This is a genomic window from Pseudomonas sp. Pse79 (assembly GCF_024519615.1).
Lineage (GTDB): Bacteria > Pseudomonadota > Gammaproteobacteria > Pseudomonadales > Pseudomonadaceae > Aquipseudomonas > Aquipseudomonas veronii.
In genome coordinates, this window is sequence record NZ_JALJRR010000043.1 from 1 (window position 1) to 18,356 (window position 18,356).

Annotated in this window: 20 protein-coding genes and 1 pseudogene; 2 read left to right on the plus strand and 19 right to left on the minus strand. The window is 62.6% G+C overall.

Features of this window, described 5'->3' with window-relative positions:
* The 3 genes and pseudogenes from NR164_RS29140 to NR164_RS29150 form a co-directional block, all read right to left on the minus strand.
* Positions 1-146: pseudogene (locus NR164_RS29140) on the minus strand (arabinose ABC transporter substrate-binding protein); the annotation flags it as partial.
* Between the two features lie 38 nt (positions 147-184).
* On the minus strand, positions 185-1,006 hold the full coding sequence (locus NR164_RS29145; RefSeq protein ID WP_046382383.1) for an SDR family oxidoreductase: 822 nt from the start codon (positions 1,004-1,006) through the stop codon (positions 185-187).
* A gap of 154 nt (positions 1,007-1,160) precedes the next feature.
* Positions 1,161-1,640 (minus strand): GNAT family N-acetyltransferase, encoded by a 480-nt coding sequence (locus NR164_RS29150; RefSeq protein WP_057005494.1) that lies wholly within the window; start codon positions 1,638-1,640, stop codon positions 1,161-1,163.
* 190 nt (positions 1,641-1,830) lie between these two features.
* On the opposite strand from NR164_RS29150, the gene NR164_RS29155 reads away from it, so the two are divergent.
* Together NR164_RS29155 and NR164_RS29160 are read left to right on the plus strand one after the other, a co-directional pair.
* A complete protein-coding gene (locus tag NR164_RS29155; RefSeq protein WP_046382381.1) occupies positions 1,831-3,027 on the plus strand; it encodes an MFS transporter in 1,197 nt (398 codons plus the stop codon).
* 86 nt (positions 3,028-3,113) lie between these two features.
* Positions 3,114-3,458 (plus strand): hypothetical protein, encoded by a 345-nt coding sequence (locus tag NR164_RS29160; RefSeq protein ID WP_046382380.1) that lies wholly within the window; start codon positions 3,114-3,116, stop codon positions 3,456-3,458.
* An 87-nt stretch (positions 3,459-3,545) separates the two neighbouring features.
* On the opposite strand, the gene NR164_RS29165 is transcribed toward NR164_RS29160, so the two are convergent.
* The 16 genes from NR164_RS29165 to fabG form a co-directional block, all read right to left on the minus strand.
* Positions 3,546-4,463, minus strand: coding sequence for a PfkB family carbohydrate kinase (locus tag NR164_RS29165; protein ID WP_256823590.1), 918 nt, complete (start codon positions 4,461-4,463; stop codon positions 3,546-3,548).
* Complete coding sequence (locus tag NR164_RS29170) at positions 4,456-5,922, minus strand: cytosine permease (RefSeq protein WP_046489304.1); 1,467 nt, start codon at positions 5,920-5,922, stop codon at positions 4,456-4,458. Before NR164_RS29170 ends, NR164_RS29165 begins: the two co-directional genes overlap by 8 nt.
* Before the next feature lie 68 nt (positions 5,923-5,990).
* The gene (locus NR164_RS29175) at positions 5,991-7,022 is read right to left on the minus strand and encodes an ADP-ribosylglycohydrolase family protein (protein ID WP_046382377.1); all 1,032 of its coding nucleotides are present in this window, start codon (positions 7,020-7,022) and stop codon (positions 5,991-5,993) included.
* Positions 7,019-7,732, minus strand: coding sequence for a GntR family transcriptional regulator (locus NR164_RS29180; RefSeq protein WP_046382376.1), 714 nt, complete (start codon positions 7,730-7,732; stop codon positions 7,019-7,021). Before NR164_RS29180 ends, NR164_RS29175 begins: the two co-directional genes overlap by 4 nt.
* A 71-nt stretch (positions 7,733-7,803) precedes the next feature.
* Positions 7,804-8,364 (minus strand): DUF1285 domain-containing protein, encoded by a 561-nt coding sequence (locus NR164_RS29185; protein ID WP_046382375.1) that lies wholly within the window; start codon positions 8,362-8,364, stop codon positions 7,804-7,806.
* Positions 8,365-8,380: 16 nt separating this feature from the next.
* Entirely contained in the window at positions 8,381-8,986 is a 606-nt protein-coding gene (locus NR164_RS29190) for a DUF4823 domain-containing protein (protein WP_046382374.1), read from the minus strand.
* Between the two features lie 184 nt (positions 8,987-9,170).
* Complete coding sequence (locus tag NR164_RS29195; protein WP_046382373.1) at positions 9,171-10,139, minus strand: GTP 3',8-cyclase MoaA; 969 nt, start codon at positions 10,137-10,139, stop codon at positions 9,171-9,173.
* A 114-nt stretch (positions 10,140-10,253) separates the two neighbouring features.
* Positions 10,254-10,922, minus strand: coding sequence for a TetR/AcrR family transcriptional regulator (locus NR164_RS29200; protein WP_046382372.1), 669 nt, complete (start codon positions 10,920-10,922; stop codon positions 10,254-10,256).
* 445 nt (positions 10,923-11,367) lie between these two features.
* Entirely contained in the window at positions 11,368-12,153 is a 786-nt protein-coding gene (locus tag NR164_RS29205) for a TatD family hydrolase (protein ID WP_046382371.1), read from the minus strand.
* 63 nt (positions 12,154-12,216) lie between these two features.
* Positions 12,217-13,206: a DNA polymerase III subunit delta' gene (locus NR164_RS29210; RefSeq protein WP_046489299.1), complete on the minus strand. Its 990-nt coding sequence runs from the start codon at positions 13,204-13,206 to the stop codon at positions 12,217-12,219.
* A complete protein-coding gene (gene tmk / locus NR164_RS29215; protein ID WP_046382369.1) occupies positions 13,199-13,831 on the minus strand; it encodes a dTMP kinase in 633 nt (210 codons plus the stop codon). The genes NR164_RS29210 and tmk overlap by 8 nt, the downstream gene beginning before the upstream one ends.
* A 19-nt stretch (positions 13,832-13,850) precedes the next feature.
* Positions 13,851-14,981 (minus strand): endolytic transglycosylase MltG, encoded by a 1,131-nt coding sequence (gene mltG, locus NR164_RS29220; RefSeq protein ID WP_126589457.1) that lies wholly within the window; start codon positions 14,979-14,981, stop codon positions 13,851-13,853.
* Position 14,982: 1 nt separating this feature from the next.
* Positions 14,983-15,798, minus strand: a complete 816-nt coding sequence (gene pabC / locus NR164_RS29225) for an aminodeoxychorismate lyase (RefSeq protein ID WP_126589456.1) — start codon at positions 15,796-15,798, stop codon at positions 14,983-14,985.
* On the minus strand, positions 15,798-17,042 hold the full coding sequence (fabF, locus tag NR164_RS29230; RefSeq protein ID WP_046382366.1) for a beta-ketoacyl-ACP synthase II: 1,245 nt from the start codon (positions 17,040-17,042) through the stop codon (positions 15,798-15,800). The genes pabC and fabF overlap by 1 nt, the downstream gene beginning before the upstream one ends.
* A 126-nt stretch (positions 17,043-17,168) precedes the next feature.
* Complete coding sequence (gene acpP / locus NR164_RS29235) at positions 17,169-17,405, minus strand: acyl carrier protein (RefSeq protein WP_003175607.1); 237 nt, start codon at positions 17,403-17,405, stop codon at positions 17,169-17,171.
* Positions 17,406-17,597: 192 nt separating this feature from the next.
* Positions 17,598-18,341: a 3-oxoacyl-ACP reductase FabG gene (gene fabG / locus NR164_RS29240; RefSeq protein ID WP_046382365.1), complete on the minus strand. Its 744-nt coding sequence runs from the start codon at positions 18,339-18,341 to the stop codon at positions 17,598-17,600.
* Between the last annotated feature and the right edge of the window lie 15 nt (positions 18,342-18,356).

Genomic DNA, 18,356 nt, shown 5'->3' on the forward strand with positions numbered 1-18,356 from the left:
TTTTCGGCGAAGGCCCATTCGGTCTGGAACCAGGGTTCTTCGGCTTGTTTGACCAAAAAGCCGATTTTTACGGGTTCGGCGACGGCCAGGCTGCTGAAGCCGCTTAACGCAATGGCGGCGGCGAGTACGCGGAGTGTTTTTTTCATGAACGGCACCTCTTGTTGTTATTGGAGAGTGACAAGTTCTAGTCGTGGTACATCACCGACCGTCCGCCATCGATCATCAGGCAGGTGGCGTTGATAAAGGGCGCCTCATCGGTGGCCAGAAACAGCGCGCTCATCGCCACCTCCACAGGCTGGCCGATGCGCTTGGGCGGGTGCAGGTCGAATGCGCGCTGGCGCTCGGCGTGGGGGTCGGGGAAAGTGTTCCAGTAGTCAACGTTGAGTTGGGTTTCGATATAACCCGGGGCGATGGCATTTACGCGGATGCCCTTGGGCGCGTATTCGATGCCGAGGGCGCGGGTCAGGCCGAGCAGGCCGTGTTTGGCGACAGGGTAGGGGAAACAGCCGGGAATGATGTGGCTGGAATGGGTCGAGGCGATGTTGATGATGTTGCCGATGCCCTGCTCGATCATGTGCGGCAACACCGTGCGGCAGCCATACCAAGCGCCGTCGAGGTCGATGGCGAAGCAGCGCCGCCAGTCTTCGTCGGTCATCTGCAACGGGTCGCGGAACACGTTGACCCCGGCGCAGTTGACCAGCACATCGACACGGCCGAAGCGCTCGATGGCCAGGTTGACCAGCGCCTGCCATTGCGCCTGGGACGTGATGTCGACCGGTTGCGCGTAGATCTCGGCGCCGCGTTCGCGCCAGTGGGCGGCGACTTGCTCGACCTTTTCGCCCTGGATATCGGCGATCACCAAACGTGCCTGCTGCGCCTGGAAGCAGGCCACGATCGCCTCGCCAATGCCTTGGGCCGCGCCGGTGACGATCACCACCTTGTGCTTGAGCCGCTCGCCATAAGTCGGTTCGGGCACGGCGGGGAGTGACAGAGGTTGTGCCTGCATCGCTTCACCTGTTTTATTTTTGGTAGTGAGTGCTGATGCAGCCGACTATAAACCCAGACCTTGAAATATCTCAATATATAAATTTACATCCCATATAGTGAGAATACATATAAAAAAACCGGCGTCGGGACGCCGGTTTTCACCGGGTACTTGATCAGCCCTGGGCGAAATCCCGCAGCGCATCGCCCTCCATGCGGTAGCGCACCCACTCTTCCTGGGGCTGGGCGCCGATGGATTTGTAGAAGGCAATCGCCGGTTCGTTCCAATCCAGCACGCTCCATTCGAACCGCCCGCAACCGTTGTCGCAGGCGATCTTCGCCAGGTGGCGCAGCAACTTCTTGCCGGCCCCGCCGCCGCGTTGCTCGGGGTTGATGTAGAGGTCTTCGAGGTACAGGCAGTTGCTGCCCAGCCAGGTGGAATAGCTGAAAAAGAACACCGCGAAGCCGATGGGCAAACCGTCGCGCAGGCAGATCAGCCCATGGGCGGTGGCGCCTTCGCTGAACAGGCTGCGCTCGATATCCGCCACACTGGCGATCACTTCATGACGGGCTTTTTCAAACTCGGCAAGCTCGGTGATGAAAGTCAGGATCTGCGCAGCATCGCTGGGCACGGCGGGGCGAATCTCGATGGTCATGGGCGCGCCTTGGGCAAATTCAAAGGCCACATACTAAGACGGTTTGATGACAGATTGCAGTGCAATTTCGGGATCGCCAGGCCACCTTACTCCGTTGCGGGCTAAAGCAAGCACCAGCAACCACAGAACAATCCGCCCTGACACGCATGGTAGAACGTGGCCATAACTCCAATGATTCCAAGGCGTGCTCATGAACTCCACACCTCCGGTGGGCGGAAAACTATTCGTCCTGTTTTGCCTGGCCAGCTTCCTGTTGTCCTTGTCCTACGGCTCGACGTTTCTGCTGTCGTTGCTGATTCACTCGCGCGGTGGGAATGAGCATGACGCCGGCAGTGTGATTTCCACGGCGATGCTCAGTACCTTCGTCGCGGTAGTGCTCTCCGGGCATTTGGCCGATGCATTGGGCGCGGCGCGGGCGATTGCGGGAATGGGCGTGTTGCTGGTGGTGGCCTGCCTCGGTTTTGCCCTGACGCCGGGGTTTGGCCAAGGCTTGATGCTGTTCGGGCTGGCCCTCGGCTTGGGTTGGGGCGTGTTCTACACGCTGGGCCCGATCATCGTGACCTTGCTGGTCGAGCCCAGGCAGCGGGCCAAGTACTTTGCGCTGCTGTCGGGCAGCATGTTGAGCGGGATCGGTTCCGGGCCCTTGCTCGGACGAGCCACCAGTGCGCTGGACCTGCCCCTGACGACCGCCTTCTATATCGCTGGGGCGGCCAGCCTCGTTGGGGTGCTGATGTTCTGGCGACTGGGCGCACAACTCAAGCACCATGCGAATGCACCGACGTCGAGGATTTCCCTGGCCGCCAGCCGCCGGGTGCTGTCGTCCAGGGCGGCGTTCGCCATCCTCATGGTCGGCCTGGGCGGGTGCGTGTTTGGCGGGCTTTCATCGTTCCAGACCAGCTACGCGGCCGCGCATGGGTTGGATTATTCGCTGTTCTTCGCGGGGTTCCTGAGCGCCGCGATCACCAGCCGTCTGTTGATCGCCGGCTTCGTGGTCAAGCGCGATGCCTACCGGGCCGCCTGTGTGTTGTCCGGGATCATGCTCGGCTCGATTGCACTGTTTGCTTTTGGTGTGAGCGGTAACCTCAGCTACCTGCTGGCGGCTGCCACGTTGGGGGTGGGTTACGGCCTGACGTATTCGGTGATCAATGGGCTGGTCGCCCACGAAGCGCCGTCCGGCACGACGTCCCAGGCGTTGCTGCTGTTCAGCCTGGCGTATTTTGTCGGCGTCTTCGGGTTTCCCTGGCTGGCGGGCAGGATCATCGTCGACTACGGCCTGTCGACATTGATGATGGGCGTACTGGCCATCGCTGCACTGAACTGGATGATCACCGTGGCACGCCTGATAGCGCGCCAGCTCTCGGCGCACAAAACCTTACAGGTGTCCTGATACCGCTCGTCGGCATCCAGGCACGAACCCCACATGAGGGCTGACCAATAAAGGGTAAGGACATTAACCCTAATGGAGACACCCTCATGAAGCATTCCAAGTGTGCTGCCCTCGCCTTCACGGCGCTGCTGTCCGCTGCGTCGCTGAGCGCTTTGGCCGCGTCCTCGTCCACCGGCAAGACCGATCCGGTCGGCACCCCGCCGAGCCCGGCGACCCAGGAATCCCAGGACTCGATGGGCACCGGCCTCGACACCAATGGTGGCGCGATCATCGACAACGGCGCCGACCCGCGCACCCGAGGCAACGACACCCAGCGCCAGACACCCGCCGCCGTCGGTAACGGCAAGATGGGCCCGGGGGTCAATCAGCCCGGTATCAACAAGGGCGACGACTCGAACATCCCTGGCGCACCGAAACAGCCTGCGCCGTGAAGCATCGAAATAACGGGTTAGCCGGCGCCAGCCTATGAGTCACTGACCCACCGCTGTCGCGGGCAAGCCCGAGCGCCTATGCGGGGCTTATCCAGCGAGGAATGCGTCGACTTCCGCAGCGCCGGGAGCAGTCGCCGGCCCCCAGCGCGTCACCGCCAGGGCCGCCGCCGCATTGGCACGGCGCGCCGCGTCGAGCGGTTTCAAACCGTTGGCCAAACCGGCGATGAACACGCCGGCGTGGGCATCTCCCGCGCCATTGCTGTCGACCGCCTGCACCTTGAAGCCGGGCACAGGCTCAAGCACATTCGCCCGCCCGACCCAGCAACCGTTCGGCCCATCGCGCACCACCCGCAGTGTGTCGGCGGGCAGATACCGGTTGAGCTTGATCAGCGCCTCGGCCATATCCGCCGCGCCGGTGAACGCCAGGGCTTCCGGGCCGTTGCTGGTCCAGATATCGATACGCGGCAGCAGCGCGCGCATCAACGCCGAATCGGGCGCCTTGACCAGCGGGCCCGGGTCGAACACCACCGTAATCGCCCGTGGCAGCGCCAGTAGCCAGTCGATCAGCGCCTGGGCCTTGCCGTCGAGAAGCAGGCTGTAGCCACTCACGTACACGTAGTCATCGGCACGTGGCGCAACGTTGGCCAAGTCCTCGGCGCTCAGCTCGCCCTCGGCGCCCAGATGGGAGATGAAGGTGCGCTCGCTGCTGGCTTCGGTCAGCGCCACGCACAGGCCGGTGTCCTTGCCGGCGCTGGCGGGCAGCGCGATGTCGATGCCTTCGGCGTGCATCGCCGCACGGGCCAGGTCGCCGAAACGGCCGCTGCCGTGGCGCCCCAGGTAGACCACCGGCAGCCCGTTGCGCCGCGCCGCCGCCATCACATTAAAACCGCCGCCGGCTTCGAAACGGGCCGATTGCGCCAGCACGTCGCCGCCGCTCGCCGGCAATTGATCGAGGGCCATGACCAGGTCGACGATGACCTGGCCGGTGTGCAGCAACCTAGGCATTGGCACGCTCGACCAATGCCGGACGCCGGTCAGCCGCGCCGCCGAGCAACGCATATATTCCGCCGGCCACCACGAAAGTCACGATCCAGCCCAGGCCGTTGTGGCCCAACCAGGAATCGGACAACGGCCCGGCGAACCAGATGTTGTCGGCGGTGGTGCCGATGGTAGTGAAACTGAACCCCAGCCCGATCGCCACGGCCCACGCCCCCAACGCGCGCCATTCCACGCCGCCGCGATACCAGTAGGCGCTGCTTGGGCTGACGTTCAGCAGGTCGTCAGGGCTGTAGTAATGACGGTGAATCAGGTCGACCACGAAGATCCCCACCCACGCGGTGATCGGCACCGCCAGCAACGAGATGAAGGTGATGAACGGGCCGTAGAAACTGTCGGCGATCAGCATGAAGTAGATCGAACCGGCGAAGATCGCCACGATATCGACGATCACCGCGTACACGCGCTTGACCTTCAAACCGAGGGTCAAGGTAGTGAGGCCGGCCGAATACACCGACAGGTTATTCGACAGCAACAGCCCGCCAAACGCGGTGATCAGGTACGGCACGGCCATCCAGGTGGGCAGCATGTCGCGGATCGCGACGATCGGGTCGGTCGCCGCCGCCAGGTCGTTGTTGCCCACCGACAGCAGGCCGCCGAGGGTGATCAGCAGCACCAGTGGAATGCCCGCGCCAAACGCGGCAGACGCCACCAGGCGCACGGCCGTGACGCTGCGGTGTTGGTAGCGCGACATGTCGGCGCCGGCGTTGGCCCAGCCGATCCCGGTGCCGGCGGCCATGGTGCCGATGCCGATGAGCATCGCGCTCAAGGGCGCCGGGGTGGCGTTGAACACTGCGCTCCAGTCGATGGTGGCGCAGAGGAAGCCGCCGACCAGGAGATTCAAGGCGCCGAATACGTAGGTCGCCCACTTCTGGATCACCAGCAAAGTCGCATGGCCCAGGCCGGAAACGGCCAGGGTCAGCAGTACGAAAATGGCGATGAACAGCAGCGTCAGCAGCGGCGCACTTTTCGCCGCGACCGGGGTGTGGAACAGCAGCGTACACAACGACAGCAGCACGAACGCAGCAGTGGTGGTGTTGACGGTCTCCCAACCGAGCCGCGACATCAGCGACACCAACGTCGGCCCGATATTGCCGCGCACGCCGAAGATGGCGCGGGACAGCGTCAGGCTCGGCGCACGCCCGCGCCGCCCGGCGATCGAGATAATGCCCACCACCGCGAAGGAGCCGGCGGCACCGAGGATGGCGACGATGACCGCCTGCCAGATGGCCAGGCCGCGAAACGCAACCAGGGTGGCGCCCAGCGGCAACCCCAGGATGCTGATGTTCGCGGCGAACCACACCCAGAACAGTTGCAGCGGATGGCCGTGGCACTCGCCTTCGGGGACCGGTTCGATGCCGCGCGTTTCCAAGCGCCCGGCGCTTGGGCCGGAAGTGGACGTACTCATGTGCGGGTGCTCCTGGTGCCAGTATTGTTAGGGTTGTGGCAAATTCGCAAATCGCAATGTTGACTCGGTCAGTGCGCGAGCGCGCTGGCCTGTAGCGCCTGGCGCAAGCTGAGCAGCCCTTCAACCAACGGCTGCAACGCCAGCCCGTTGACCCGCTGGACCTGTTCGATCATCGCCGCCGGCCAGCATTGCATCCCCAGGCACGCGCCCAGCATCGCGCCGAGGATCGCGGCGATGGTGTCGGTGTCGCCGCCCAGGCTGGCGGCCACGCACAAGGCCTCGAAGGCGTTCATCTCGCCCACCGCCACTTGCTGCGCGAGGGCGAACGACACCACCACCGATTCCTGGGAAGCGACCGAGGTGCCAATCAATTCATAGAGCAAGTCGGCGAACAGCGCCTTGTCGCCACTGGCGACGCTCAAGGTCCGCGCCCAACCGATGCGCGTGGCAATACGGCCGCCGGCCACCCAGTGTCCATGGCGTTCGGCCTGCTGGGCGATCTGGCTGCCGATGTTCAGCGCTGCGCCCAGGTCCGCGCCGTTGATCCCGGCCGAGACCACTGCCGCCACTGCCGCGGCACTGGAGATGCCCAGGCTGGTGTTGTGGGTCACCTGACACGCCTGGATCACCGCACGGATGAACGGCGCGGGGTCGCTGACATCGGCGGCAATCCCCACCGGCGCGATACGCATCGCCGCGCCGTTGGTGGTGCCGTAGCGCCCGGACTCTTCAGGCGTATGCCCGGCGAGGATCATGTCGATGGCGCGCTTAGTCGACGGGCCCAGCAGGTCCTGGGAGCCTTTGGCGCGCATTCGCGCTTCCCAGTCGATCAGGCGTCGCGCAAGTACGCTCGGCTCGATCGTGCCCTGGCCTTCCACCAGCAACTCACCGACGAGGATCGCCTGCTCGGTGTCATCGGTGATGGAGCCGGCGGGCATGTTCGGTGCGATGGGTTGGTCGGCGTCGGCATCTTCCAGGCCGGTGATGGCACCGAAGCGCGCCCGGACCTGCTCGCGACTCAAAGACTGGGTGGGCATGCCCAAGGCATCGCCCAACGCCAGACCGTAGAAGGCACCGAGGGCACGATTGTGCGCGCTCATTTCGTCGCGCCAAACTGCAAGTGCAGACGAAAATGCAGCGGGTCGAGCAGACTCTCCACGTATTCCATGAAGCGTTCGCGCCGGTCGTAAGTGGTGCGCGACGCCTTGAGAAACACCGTGCCCACCGGGCGCTCGAGCAGCTCGGCGTCTTCATCGGTCAGAGGCTCGGCGCCGATCCATTGATCGCCTTCGGCGCCGACGTAACCGTAGGCGGCCAGGGTGATGGTCAGGGAGTTGTCGATCAGCCCGACCCGGGGCAAGCCTTCCAGGCCTCCGGAGGCCGGCATCAGCGAGCGCTCCAAAGACACGGCGCGGCCATCGGCGGCGCGGCGGCGACGGTCAAGGGCGATGAATTGGTCGCTGCCGAAGCGGCTGAACAGGTCCGGGCGGGTCACGGCTTCGAAGCGCAGGATGTCGGTGCTGACCAGGGCGCCGGTGTCGGCCAGGGCCTGGGCCCAGCCATTGCGTTGGTCGAGCACCATGCCGTCATAGGTGACGATGGAGCCGACGCCGCCCTGGGTGGCGATGTAGTTGCGGCGCTTGAGCTCGGCCAGGGCTTCGCGCAACGTGCCGCGACTGACCGCAAACTCTTCGGCCAGTTGATGCTCACCCGGCAGCAGGAAACCGTCGGCCATCACCCCACCTTCGATACGGCGGATGAGTTCGTCGACGACGCGTTTTTTCTTATCGAATCGGACATGTCTAATCATGTACAAATTGATAACCGAAAGCAGCCGTTTACAGCAAGCGAATTATTTCAGGGAGAGGAAAAAAAACCTTCTCAGGGCTCCAGGCCAATCGGGAAGAACGTCCCGCTGCTCCACACGCCGAGCCAGTTCTGACCGTCGATCGGACGGCTCACCGCCAGCTCGACCAATTGGTAGAACACATTGCGATGCACCAGGGCTTCGAGGTTGGCGCGCACGCGCAGATAGGGCGAAGGCTCCTCGGTGTCGGGGTCGATCACCACCCGCAGCGGGTGTTCAAGATCGGCCTCGACCTGCTCGTCGACTTGCGTGGTGAAGCGCAACCGCTGGCTTTCGCCCTGCCCTTCGACTTCGAGGGTGACCGCGACAAACGGCGCATCCTCGACGGTGATGCCGACCTTTTCCACGGGGGTGACCAGAAAGTACTCATCGCCATCGCGGCGGATAATGTTGGAGAACAGCTTGACCATCGGCTTGCGCCCGATCGGCGTGCCCTGGTAATACCAGGTGCCGTCGCGGGCAATGTGCATGTCGATGTTGCCGCAGAAGTCCGGGTTCCACAGATGCACCGGCGCCGGCCCCTTGCCCTTGGGCAGTTGGGCCAATAGATCATTGGCCTTGGCGGAATCGGTCATGGGCTTCTCCTCGGGCTTACTGATCGCTCATGCCCAGCAGGCCTCGGGCGTACTGCGCCAGCGGGCGGGCGATCAGATCTTGGGGCGTATTGTCGTGGAACGTCAGTAAACCGCCACGACTGCGAATCCGTGCAGTATCAATCAAATACTGGGTGCTGGTCTCGATCAACATGATCTGGATAACGCCGCTGTCCAGGCCGACACGGTCGAGGGCCTGCTGATCGGTCCACTCATCGGCGTTGCCGATGCGGTCATCCGCCTTGGCGAAGCGGCAGTACAGCAAGTAGTGAGCGCCAGCCGCACGGGCTTCGGCCATGGCTTGTTCGAGGCTTTCGGGCTGGCGGGCGCGGCGCACCATGGGGAAGTATTCGACGAAGCCGTTGAAAGCTTCTTCGGCGACCACGTTCGGGCGCGGATAGGCGCTGCCGGGCGGCACGAAGGCGCCCTGGGCGATGAAGACAAAGGAGTCCGGCTGCACGCGAATCGACGCGGAGCGCCGGGTGTCGCTGTGGTCCAGCAACCCGGCGTCGCTCATCTGATAACGGGTGCCTTCGGCCATATCGCTGACGGTCATGCAACCACTCAGCGTCAACGACGCCAGCAACAAAACCAGACTACGCATCCTAATCCTCCAGAAGCCGGTGACGGAAAACCGGCGAATGGGCATGAGATGCAGAATCCGCGCCATTTGGGGAGGGGGCTTGCTCCCGATTGCGGCGAGTCAGTCAGATTATCTGGGACTGACACATTGCAATCGGGGGCAAGCCCCCTCCCACACTGGATTGTGCGCAATCTTGAAAACCGGGTTAGCCGCCGATGATTTTCATGATGGTCGCACCACCGGAGAACGCCACTTCCTGTTTGTCGCCCAGGGCCTTCATCAGCAAGCCTTGCAAGGCCGGCAGCGCCTGGTGGCGCGGTTTATCCAGCAGGTCGCCGACATAGTGACGATTGCTCGACGACAGGCAGCCATGCAACCAACCGGTGGACGACAGCCGCAACCGTGAACAGGTGCGGCAGAACGGCACGCTTTCGTTGGCGATCACCCCAAAGAAACCCTTGCCCGGCACTTCGTAGCGCACCGCCGTGGCGTCCACGGGAGCGTTGGCTTGCAGGTATTCGTGGTGTTCGCCGATCAGGCTCAGCAGTTGCTGAAGGCTGACGAATTGCTGCAGGAACGCATTGGAGTCCTTGGCCAGGTGGCCCATTCGCATCAGTTCGATAAAGCGCAGCTCGTAGCCCCGTTCCAGGCAATAGTCGAGCAGCGGCATCACCTGATCGAGGTTCTGGCCGCGCAACGGCACCATATTGACCTTGATCTTGATCCCGGCCGCGCGCGCCTGGTCCATGCCATCGAGCACCGTGGCCAGGTCGCCGCCACGGGCGATGCTGCGGAAGGCCTCGGCGTTCAGTGTGTCGAGGGACACGTTGATGCGCCGAATGCCGGCGTCCACCAGCAGCGGCAGTTTGCGCGCCAGCAGTTGGCCGTTGGTGGTCAGGCTGATCTCACTGAGGCCCATCCCGCCCACAGCGCCCATGAAGGCTTCCAGCTTGGGGCTGACCAACGGCTCACCACCGGTGATGCGCAGGCGCTCGATACCGGCGGCTTCGATCAGGTAAGCCACGCCACGGGCCATGGCCTCGGCCGAGAGTTCGTCCTGGGCAGCCACCAGCCGCTTGCCGTTAGGCACGCAATAGGTACACGCGTAATTGCAGGCTGAGGTCAGGCTGATCCGCAAATTGCGAAAACGCCTGCCTTGACGATCAACGATCATGGATCACTCCGGCAGAGGATAATTCAGACGCAGCAAAAGCTGACTCATAAATCAGCTTTTGGCAATAGCCTTACCTGAGTATATTCCTGGGTTACTGCACCTGGCAGCAAATCATTACGCGGCAGGTGTGCCAGCAGGTGCAGCGTCAACGGGTGGCAGCTCGCTGCTGTGCTTGCGCTTGTTGCCCATACGCACGCCGATGTCCATCAGGAACTGGAAGAAACCTTCCTGATCTTCCAATACATTGCTCCAGAACGGCGAGTGGTACAGCGCCACTGCGCCATGCACCAACGCCCAGGCGGCGCAGTAGTGGAAATACGGCGGCACGTCTTCCAGCTTGCCTTCGCTGATGCGGCCCTTGATCAGCAGGGTCAGGCGTTCGAAGTTCGAGGCGCGGATCTTGTGCAACTCCTCGACCATTTCCGGCACCTGATGGCCCTTGACCACCTTCTCTTCCAGGCGGTCGAACAGGCGGTAGCGCTGCGGGTCACGCATGCGGAACTCGAAGTAGGCCCGCGACAGGGCTTCCTTGTCCTTGTCCACATCGGCCGAATGCAGCAGCTCGTTCAGGTCGCGCTCGTAGTCGAGCATCAGGCGCAGGTAGATCTCGGCCTTGGACTTGAAGTGCTTGTAGATGGTGCCTTTGCCGATACCTACGGCATCCGCGATCATCTCGACGGTAACGCTGTCTTCACCTTGTTCGAGGAACAACTTGAGGGCGGTGTCGAGAATTTCCTGCTCGCGGCGGCGAAACTCACGGACCTTACGGGGTTCTTTTTGCATGAGGAAAAGGTCTGCAGAGGTCGGTATAGGGAGGGTTGCGCAGGGCCAAGGAGACGTGGCGATACGATTTACCCGGTACGAGGGATTATCCCGACTGAACGGTCGTTGGGCAACGCTTATGTGAACCGCTCACACACATTACTTTCAGCATGCCGACGAATTCATGGCGTTCAGTCAGAAATAATACGTGACGTCTACGCCTGTACATCCGCTCAATGAGAACTCAAGCGAAGCGCGCGTATTCCAAATCTGTTTAAAAAACGACCAGACGCGACTGGACTGAATCGGATACTGATCAATACTTCAACTGTCGGCGCGACATCTCCCCCAAGTGAAGCGTCGACCTGGGTACCGACGGACTGCGTGCCCTTGTTTTACTCCTAATGGTCTTAACCCGGATTCCCCCCCCAGAACCCGGGTTTTTTTTGCCTCGGATTTGGTCGCGTCAACCCGCGACGTGCGCCAGCGGGAACAGGCGCTTGAAGTTCTCGGTGGTCTGTTCGGCAAAGCGTTCGTAGGACTCACCGCGTAGCATCGCCAGGTAATCCGCCACGTCACGCACATACTCCGGCAGGTTCGGCTTGCCGCGATGGGGAATCGGCGCCAGGTACGGCGAGTCGGTTTCCACCAGCAGCCGGTCGGCCGGCACTTGTCGCGCCACGTCACGCAGGGCGTCGGCATTGCGAAAGGTGACGATGCCCGACAGGGAAATGTAGAACCCCAGGTCGAGGGCCGCCTTGGCCATGTCCCAGTCTTCGGTGAAGCAATGCAGCACGCCGGCCTGGGGCAATGCGGCTTCGCGCAGCAGGCTCAGGGTGTCGGCGCGGGCGCCGCGGGTGTGGACGATGACCGGTTTGCCGGTCTGCTCGGCGGCGTGCAGGTGCAGGCGGAACGACGCTTGCTGCAATAGCGCGGCTTCGGGCTCGTAGTGATAGTCCAGGCCGGTTTCACCAATCGCCACCACCCGTGGGTGGTTGAGTTCGCCGAGCAACCAGTCGAGGGCCGGGGCTTCGCCGGGCTTGAGGTCCAGCGGGTGGATACCCACCGAGCAATCCACGTCCGCGTAGCGATCCGCGAGGGCTTTGACGTCGGCCGCATTGTCGGCGCTGACGCCGATGCACAGGAAGTGCCCGACCCCACGCTGGCGGGCCGCTTCCAGGGCGGCGTCGAGGGAACCGCCGTGTTGGGCGAGGTCGAGGCGATCAAGGTGGCAATGGGAATCTACGAGCATAGGAAATGACAACTTCAATCACGGGAAGGGTCTGACCGACGATACACCCGTCGGCCACGGAAATTAACGCCGGCCGAGCAAACCGACCCACTGCACCAGCAGCGCTTCGAGCAACAGAACGCGGTTGAGGTTGGCCTTGCCGAGGACCTTCTGGCGCTGGGCGAGAATCCAGTCCTGGATATTCAGCACCTTGTCCTGTGCGCTTTTCTGCGCGAGGTATTGCACGACCTTGCGCATGTCCGGCAGGCCCAGGCCATTTTCATCCTGGGTCAACTGGTAGCGCAGGATCAGGCTCGACCAGTCGCAGAACCAGTCGAACAGCAGCAGCAAGGGGATATCCTTCCAGGCGGTTTCCGCCAACTGGGTGGCGGACAACTCCTGCTTGAGCAGCTTTTTCACCCCGTCCACCACCAGCGCGCGTTGCTCGCGCACGCCCTGGGCCTGCAGCTTCACGGCGGCCAGGGGGGAGCCGGCGGCCAGGGTCAGCAACTCGACGCGTTCGGCTTCGGAACAGTCCGGCAAAGCCTGTTCCAGCCATTGCAGGCTCATCGCCTCGCTGGGCAATGGGCACGCCTGCTGCACGCAACGGCTGCGAATGGTCGGCAACAAGCGGCTGGACTGGTGGCTGACCAGCAACAGCACGGTATCGCCGGAAGGTTCTTCGAGGCTTTTGAGCAAGGCGTTGGCCGCGTTGATGTTCATCGCCTCCACCGGCTCGATCAGTACGACCTTGCGCCCGCCCATCTGCGCGGTTTGCACCACGAAGCTGACGAGGTCACGCACCTGGTCGACCTTGATCGCCTTGTCCGCTTCCTCGGGTTCCAGCAGGTAGTTGTCCGGGTGGCTGCCGGCCTTGAGCAGCAGGCAGGATTTGCACACGCCGCAGGCTTCCAGGTTGACCGGACGTTGGCACAGCAGGCTGGCCATCAGACGTTCGGCGAGTGCGCGCTTACCGATACCCGCCGGGCCGTGCAACAAATAGGCATGAGCGTGCTGGGCACGCCCCGCCAGTTGCTGCCAGAGACTGTCCTGCCAAGGGTAGGCTTCAGCCACGGGCGCGCTCCAGCAATGTGGGTAGCAGCGCATCGATGGCCTGCTGCACCTGGGCCAGCGGCTGGGCGGCGTCCAACAGGTAGTAACGCGCCGGCTCGGCCTTGGCCCGGGCGAGGAATGCGCTGCGCACGGCGTTGAAAAACGCCTGGCCTTCCAGTTCGAAGCGGTCCAGGCGGCCACGCGCACTGGCACGGGCCAGGCCGACTTCCACCGGCAGGTCGAACACCAGGGTCAGGTCGGGGCGCAAATCGCCCTGGACGAAGGTCTCCAGGGTGGCGATGCGCGCCTGGGACAGGCCGCGGCCACCGCCTTGGTAGGCATAGGTGGAATCGGTGAAGCGGTCACAAATCACCACGGCGCCGCGGGCCAGCGCCGGGCGAATCACTTCGGCCAGGTGCTGGGCGCGTGCGGCGAACACCAGCAGCAGTTCGGTGTCCGGGTTCATCTGTTCTTCACCTGGGGCCAGCAGCACTTCACGGATGCGCTCGGCCAACGGCGTACCGCCGGGCTCGCGGGTCAGCACCACCTCGACGCCCGCAGCGCGCAAACGCTCGGCCAGGTAATCGCGGTTGGTGCTTTTGCCGGCGCCTTCCGGGCCTTCCAGGGTAATAAACAAGCCAGTCACAGGCAGTCCTTAGTCAGAGTCATTGCGGGCTTAGCGGTGCGGCGGCGTCCGGCGCAGGCTCGGCGGGGGCGTCGGGGGCATCGTTCGTCGGCGCGGGGTCTTCCAACGGCTTCACCTGCGGCGCCGGGCTGGAACGGTAATCGGCGCGACGCTTGAGCTGGAACTCACGCACCGCGGCATTATGTGCATCCAGGTCGTCCGAGAAAATATGACTGCCATCACCCCGGGCAACGAAATACAGGCTGCTGCCCGGCACCGGGTTCAGCGCCGCATGAATCGCCTCGCGGCCGACCATCGCGATGGGTGTCGGCGGGAGCCCGGCAACCATGTAGGTGTTGTAGGGGTTGGCTTCCTTGAGATGGGCGCGCGTCAGCTTACCGTTGTAGCGCTCGCCCAGGCCGTAGATCACCGTCGGATCGGTCTGCAGCAGCATGCCGATCTTCATGCGACGCACAAATACCCCGGCGATCTGCCCGCGCTCCTCCGGCACACCGGTCTCTTTCTCCACCAGGGAGGCCATGATCAGCGCTTGGTAGGGGTCGGTGTACGGCGCGTCGGCGGCGCGTTTGCTCCACTCCTGGGCGAGCACGTCGTCCAGGCGGTTGTAGGCTTTCTTGAGGAACTCGACATCCGTCATGCCGCGCACAAAGCGATAGGTATCGGGGAAGAACCGCCCCTCGGGGAAAACCCCTGGGTGGCCGAGCTTGTCCATCACTTCGCTGTCACTCAGGCCGGCAAGGCTCTGCACGATCTTTTCATGCTTGGCCAGCGCCGAGCGCACTTGGCGGAAATTCCAGCCCTCCACCAGGGTCAGGCTGTATTGCACCACTTCGCCACGCTGCCACAGGCCGATCAAGCCTTGGGCGGTGAGGCCGGGAGTGAGGCGGTATTCGCCGCTGTGCAATGGCTGGCCTTCGAGGTTGAAGCGCCAGTACAGACGCAACCAGAAGGCGCCGTCGAGCACACCGTCGGCTTCCAGGCGATTGAAAGTGCCGGTCGGCGTGGCTCCGGCGGGGACGTCGAGCAGTTGCTCCTCGGTCAGGTGCAAGGGCTGCTTGAGGGCTGAGTCGAGCTTCCAGGCCGAAAACCCCAACAGCAACGCCGCCGCGAACAGACCGATCAGCAGCAGTAACAACAGTTTTCGTATCAACTCAAATATCCAATAGCGCGCGAACAATGCCCTGCAGTTTACGGGTGAGCGGCCCAACCGACCAGCTCATCGCAGCACAGCCGCGCACCGGCCAAATGCCATAAACGCTGTTGCAGACAAAAACCTCGTCGGCCGACTGCAACTGCTCAAGGCTGATATCGGCCACGACCACCGGGGTGCCGAGCGCCTGCGCCTGGGCCAGTAGCTCGGCACGCATGACGCCGGCCACGCCGCAACGATTCAGATCAGCGGTCAACAACACGCCGTGACGCACCAGGAACAGGTTGCTGAACACGCCTTCGATGACGCGCCCGGACATATCCAGCATCAAACCTTCGGCATGCTCGGTATCTTGCCACTCGGCGCGCGCGATCACTTGTTCGAGGCGATTGAGGTGCTTGAGACCAGCCAGCAGCGGCTGTTCGGACAAACGGGTGGCGCACGGAAACAGGCGGATACCGTCGTTGCCATGGGCCTGGGGATAAGCAGCAGGCGCACTGCCCTGCAGGATACGGCGCACCGGGGCGCCGGGGTTGATGCCATAACCGCGTAGGCTGTCGCCTCGGGTGAGGATCAATTTTAGTACGCCGTCGCCGAGGGCGCTGGCATAAGCGAGCACTTCGCTGCGGACCAATGCCGGGTCCACAACCAATGCCAACCGCCTGCAACCCTCGGCCAGGCGTTGCAGGTGGCGGTCGAGCAACACCGGTTGCCCGGCCTTGACGGCGATGGTTTCGAACAGGCCATCGCCATACGCCAGGCCACGATCTTTCAGGGGCACGCTGTCCGCTGGCTGACCGTCGACCCAGCTGTGCATTACTCGGCGAACCGGCGGAACACCAGGGAGCCGTTGGTGCCACCGAAACCGAACGAGTTGGACAACACCACGTCGATCGGCATCTTCTGCGCTTCATGAGGCACGAAGTTCAGGTCGCAGCCTTCATCCGGCTCATCGAGGTTGATGGTCGGCGGAGCGACCTGATCCCTGATGGCCAGCACGCTGAAGATCGCTTCGACCGCGCCCGCCGCACCCAACAGGTGGCCGGTCATGGACTTGGTGGAGCTGACCGCCAGCTTGTAGGCGTGCTCGCCGAACACCGACTTGATCGCTTCGGCTTCCGCCAGGTCGCCGGTCGCTGTCGAAGTGCCGTGGGCGTTGATGTACTGCACCAGGTCCGGGCTGATCTTCGCATCGCGCAGGGCGTTGGTGATGCAACGCGCAGCACCGGCACCGTTGGCCGGTGGCGAAGTCATGTGGTAGGCGTCGCCACTCATGCCAAAGCCGATCAGCTCGGCGTAGATCGTCGCGCCACGCGCCTTGGCGTGTTCCAGCTCTTCCAGCACCAGCGCACCGGCGCCGTCGGCCAGGACAAAACCGTCACGGCCCTTGTCCCACGGACGGCTGGCACGAGCCGGCTCGTCGTTGCGGGTCGACAGCGCACGCGACGCGCCGAAGCCGCCCATGCCCAGGCCGCAGGCCGCCATTTCAGCGCCGCCGGCAATCATCACGTCCGCTTCGTCATAGGCGATATTGCGCGCGGCCATGCCGATGCAATGCGTGCCTGTGGTGCAAGCCGTGGCAATGGCGTAGTTAGGTCCCTGTGCTCCCAGATGGATGGACAGGAAACCGGAAATCATATTGATGATCGAACCCGGCACGAAGAACGGTGAAATTCGACGCGGACCGGACTCGTGCAACGTGCGACTGGTTTCTTCGATATTGGTCAAACCGCCAATACCCGAACCCATGGCCACGCCGATGCGTTCACGGTTGGCGTCGGTGACTTCCAGACCAGCGTCACGCACTGCCTGAAAACCGGCTGCCAGGCCGTATTGAATGAACAGGTCGAGTTTGCGGGACTCTTTGATCGAGAGGTATTGCTCGACATTGAACCCCTTTACCGAGCCGCCAAAACGGGTGGAATAGGCAGAAAGGTCCGTGTGTTCGATCAGACCAATACCACTGCGGCCAGCCAGAATGCCCTGCCAACTGCTCGGCACATCCGTGCCCAGTGGCGACAACATACCCATACCGGTGACTACGACGCGTCTACGCGACACAGCACTCTCCTTTTTCTAATGACGACACTTTGCTTCAGAATCACTTTTCATCAGAGCTAAAGAAAAAACCGCACGCCGTTACAGCAGTGCGGTTTTTCCCTGACAGCAAGCGACGACTACAAACTATTACGCCTGGTGGCTGGTAACGTAGTCGATTGCAGCTTGAACGGTAGTGATTTTTTCAGCTTCTTCGTCCGGGATTTCGGTCTCGAATTCCTCTTCCAGAGCCATCACCAGCTCAACGGTGTCAAGGGAGTCGGCACCCAGGTCTTCAACGAAGGAAGCGGTGTTGACCACTTCTTCTTCTTTAACGCCCAGTTGCTCGGCAACGATTTTCTTGACGCGCTCTTCGATGGTGCTCATACCTTGTTTTCACTCCTAATGGACAAATTCAGGCAGCTGGCCAGTGGGTAAGTGTATAGAAAGCCATTTCAGCTTTTCAACTGAAAGGTTCACCCCGTACCCGGTCGGCCACCCGCGTATAAATTAAGTTGCAGCTTTATAACGGATTTTAGACAGCTCGTATGACATTTTTTTGAAGCGATCCGTCACAATTTAACTCATGTACATCCCGCCGTTAACCGGGATTGTAGCCCCAGTCACGTATGCCGCACCGTCGGATGCCAGGAAAGAGACCACATTCGCGATCTCTTGAGCCTGGCCCAGACGGCCCAGCGGAATCTGCGTCAGCAAGGCTTCACGCTGTGCTTCCGGCAGTTCGCGGGTCATATCGGTGTCGATGAACCCAGGGGCCACCGAGTTGACCGTAATCGACCGCGAGCCGACTTCACGCGCCAGTGCGCGGCTGAAACCTTCCAGACCGGCTTTCGCCGCGGCATAGTTTACTTGGCCTGCGTTGCCCATGGCACCCACTACGGAGCCAATATTGATAATTCGACCCCAACGCGCCTTGGTCATGCCGCGCAAAACGCCCTTGGACAGGCGAAACAGACTGTTCAAGTTGGTGTCGACGACGTCATGCCACTCGTCGTCTTTCATCCGCATCATCAGATTATCGCGGGTGATACCGGCATTATTCACCAGAATCGCCGGCGCGCCGAACTGTGCGGTGATCTCGGCCAGTACTGCAGCCACGGACTCATCGCTGGTCACATTCAGCTCAAGGCCGGTGCCCTGCACGCCGTTTTCCTTCAAGGTCGCGGCGATACGCTCGGCGCCCGCGGCGGAAGTGGCGGTGCCGATCACGACGGCGCCCTGACGGCCCAGTTCCAGGGCGATCGCCTGGCCAATGCCACGGCTTGCGCCGGTAACCAGTGCAACTTTACCTTGCAGACTCATGCAGGCTTCTCCTAA

Bases quoted from the DNA above. Each gene is read 5' to 3' on its own strand.
- NR164_RS29155 (WP_046382381.1), top strand. From the start codon at position 1,831: ATGAACTCCACACCTCCGGTGGGCGGAAAACTATTCGTCCTGTTTTGC.
- NR164_RS29185 (WP_046382375.1), bottom strand. From the start codon at position 8,364: ATGACCGATTCCGCCAAGGCCAATGATCTATTGGCCCAACTGCCCAAG.
- NR164_RS29200 (WP_046382372.1), bottom strand. From the start codon at position 10,922: ATGCAAAAAGAACCCCGTAAGGTCCGTGAGTTTCGCCGCCGCGAGCAG.
- NR164_RS29170 (WP_046489304.1), bottom strand. From the start codon at position 5,922: ATGAGTACGTCCACTTCCGGCCCAAGCGCCGGGCGCTTGGAAACGCGC.
- acpP (WP_003175607.1), bottom strand. From the start codon at position 17,405: ATGAGCACCATCGAAGAGCGCGTCAAGAAAATCGTTGCCGAGCAACTG.
- NR164_RS29180 (WP_046382376.1), bottom strand. From the start codon at position 7,732: ATGATTAGACATGTCCGATTCGATAAGAAAAAACGCGTCGTCGACGAA.
- NR164_RS29150 (WP_057005494.1), bottom strand. From the start codon at position 1,640: ATGACCATCGAGATTCGCCCCGCCGTGCCCAGCGATGCTGCGCAGATC.
- NR164_RS29160 (WP_046382380.1), top strand. From the start codon at position 3,114: ATGAAGCATTCCAAGTGTGCTGCCCTCGCCTTCACGGCGCTGCTGTCC.
- NR164_RS29190 (WP_046382374.1), bottom strand. From the start codon at position 8,986: ATGCGTAGTCTGGTTTTGTTGCTGGCGTCGTTGACGCTGAGTGGTTGC.
- pabC (WP_126589456.1), bottom strand. From the start codon at position 15,798: ATGCACAGCTGGGTCGACGGTCAGCCAGCGGACAGCGTGCCCCTGAAA.
- NR164_RS29205 (WP_046382371.1), bottom strand. From the start codon at position 12,153: ATGCTCGTAGATTCCCATTGCCACCTTGATCGCCTCGACCTCGCCCAA.
- NR164_RS29175 (WP_046382377.1), bottom strand. From the start codon at position 7,022: ATGAGCGCGCACAATCGTGCCCTCGGTGCCTTCTACGGTCTGGCGTTG.
- fabG (WP_046382365.1), bottom strand. From the start codon at position 18,341: ATGAGTCTGCAAGGTAAAGTTGCACTGGTTACCGGCGCAAGCCGTGGC.
- NR164_RS29165 (WP_256823590.1), bottom strand. From the start codon at position 4,463: ATGCCTAGGTTGCTGCACACCGGCCAGGTCATCGTCGACCTGGTCATG.
- NR164_RS29195 (WP_046382373.1), bottom strand. From the start codon at position 10,139: ATGATCGTTGATCGTCAAGGCAGGCGTTTTCGCAATTTGCGGATCAGC.
- NR164_RS29145 (WP_046382383.1), bottom strand. From the start codon at position 1,006: ATGCAGGCACAACCTCTGTCACTCCCCGCCGTGCCCGAACCGACTTAT.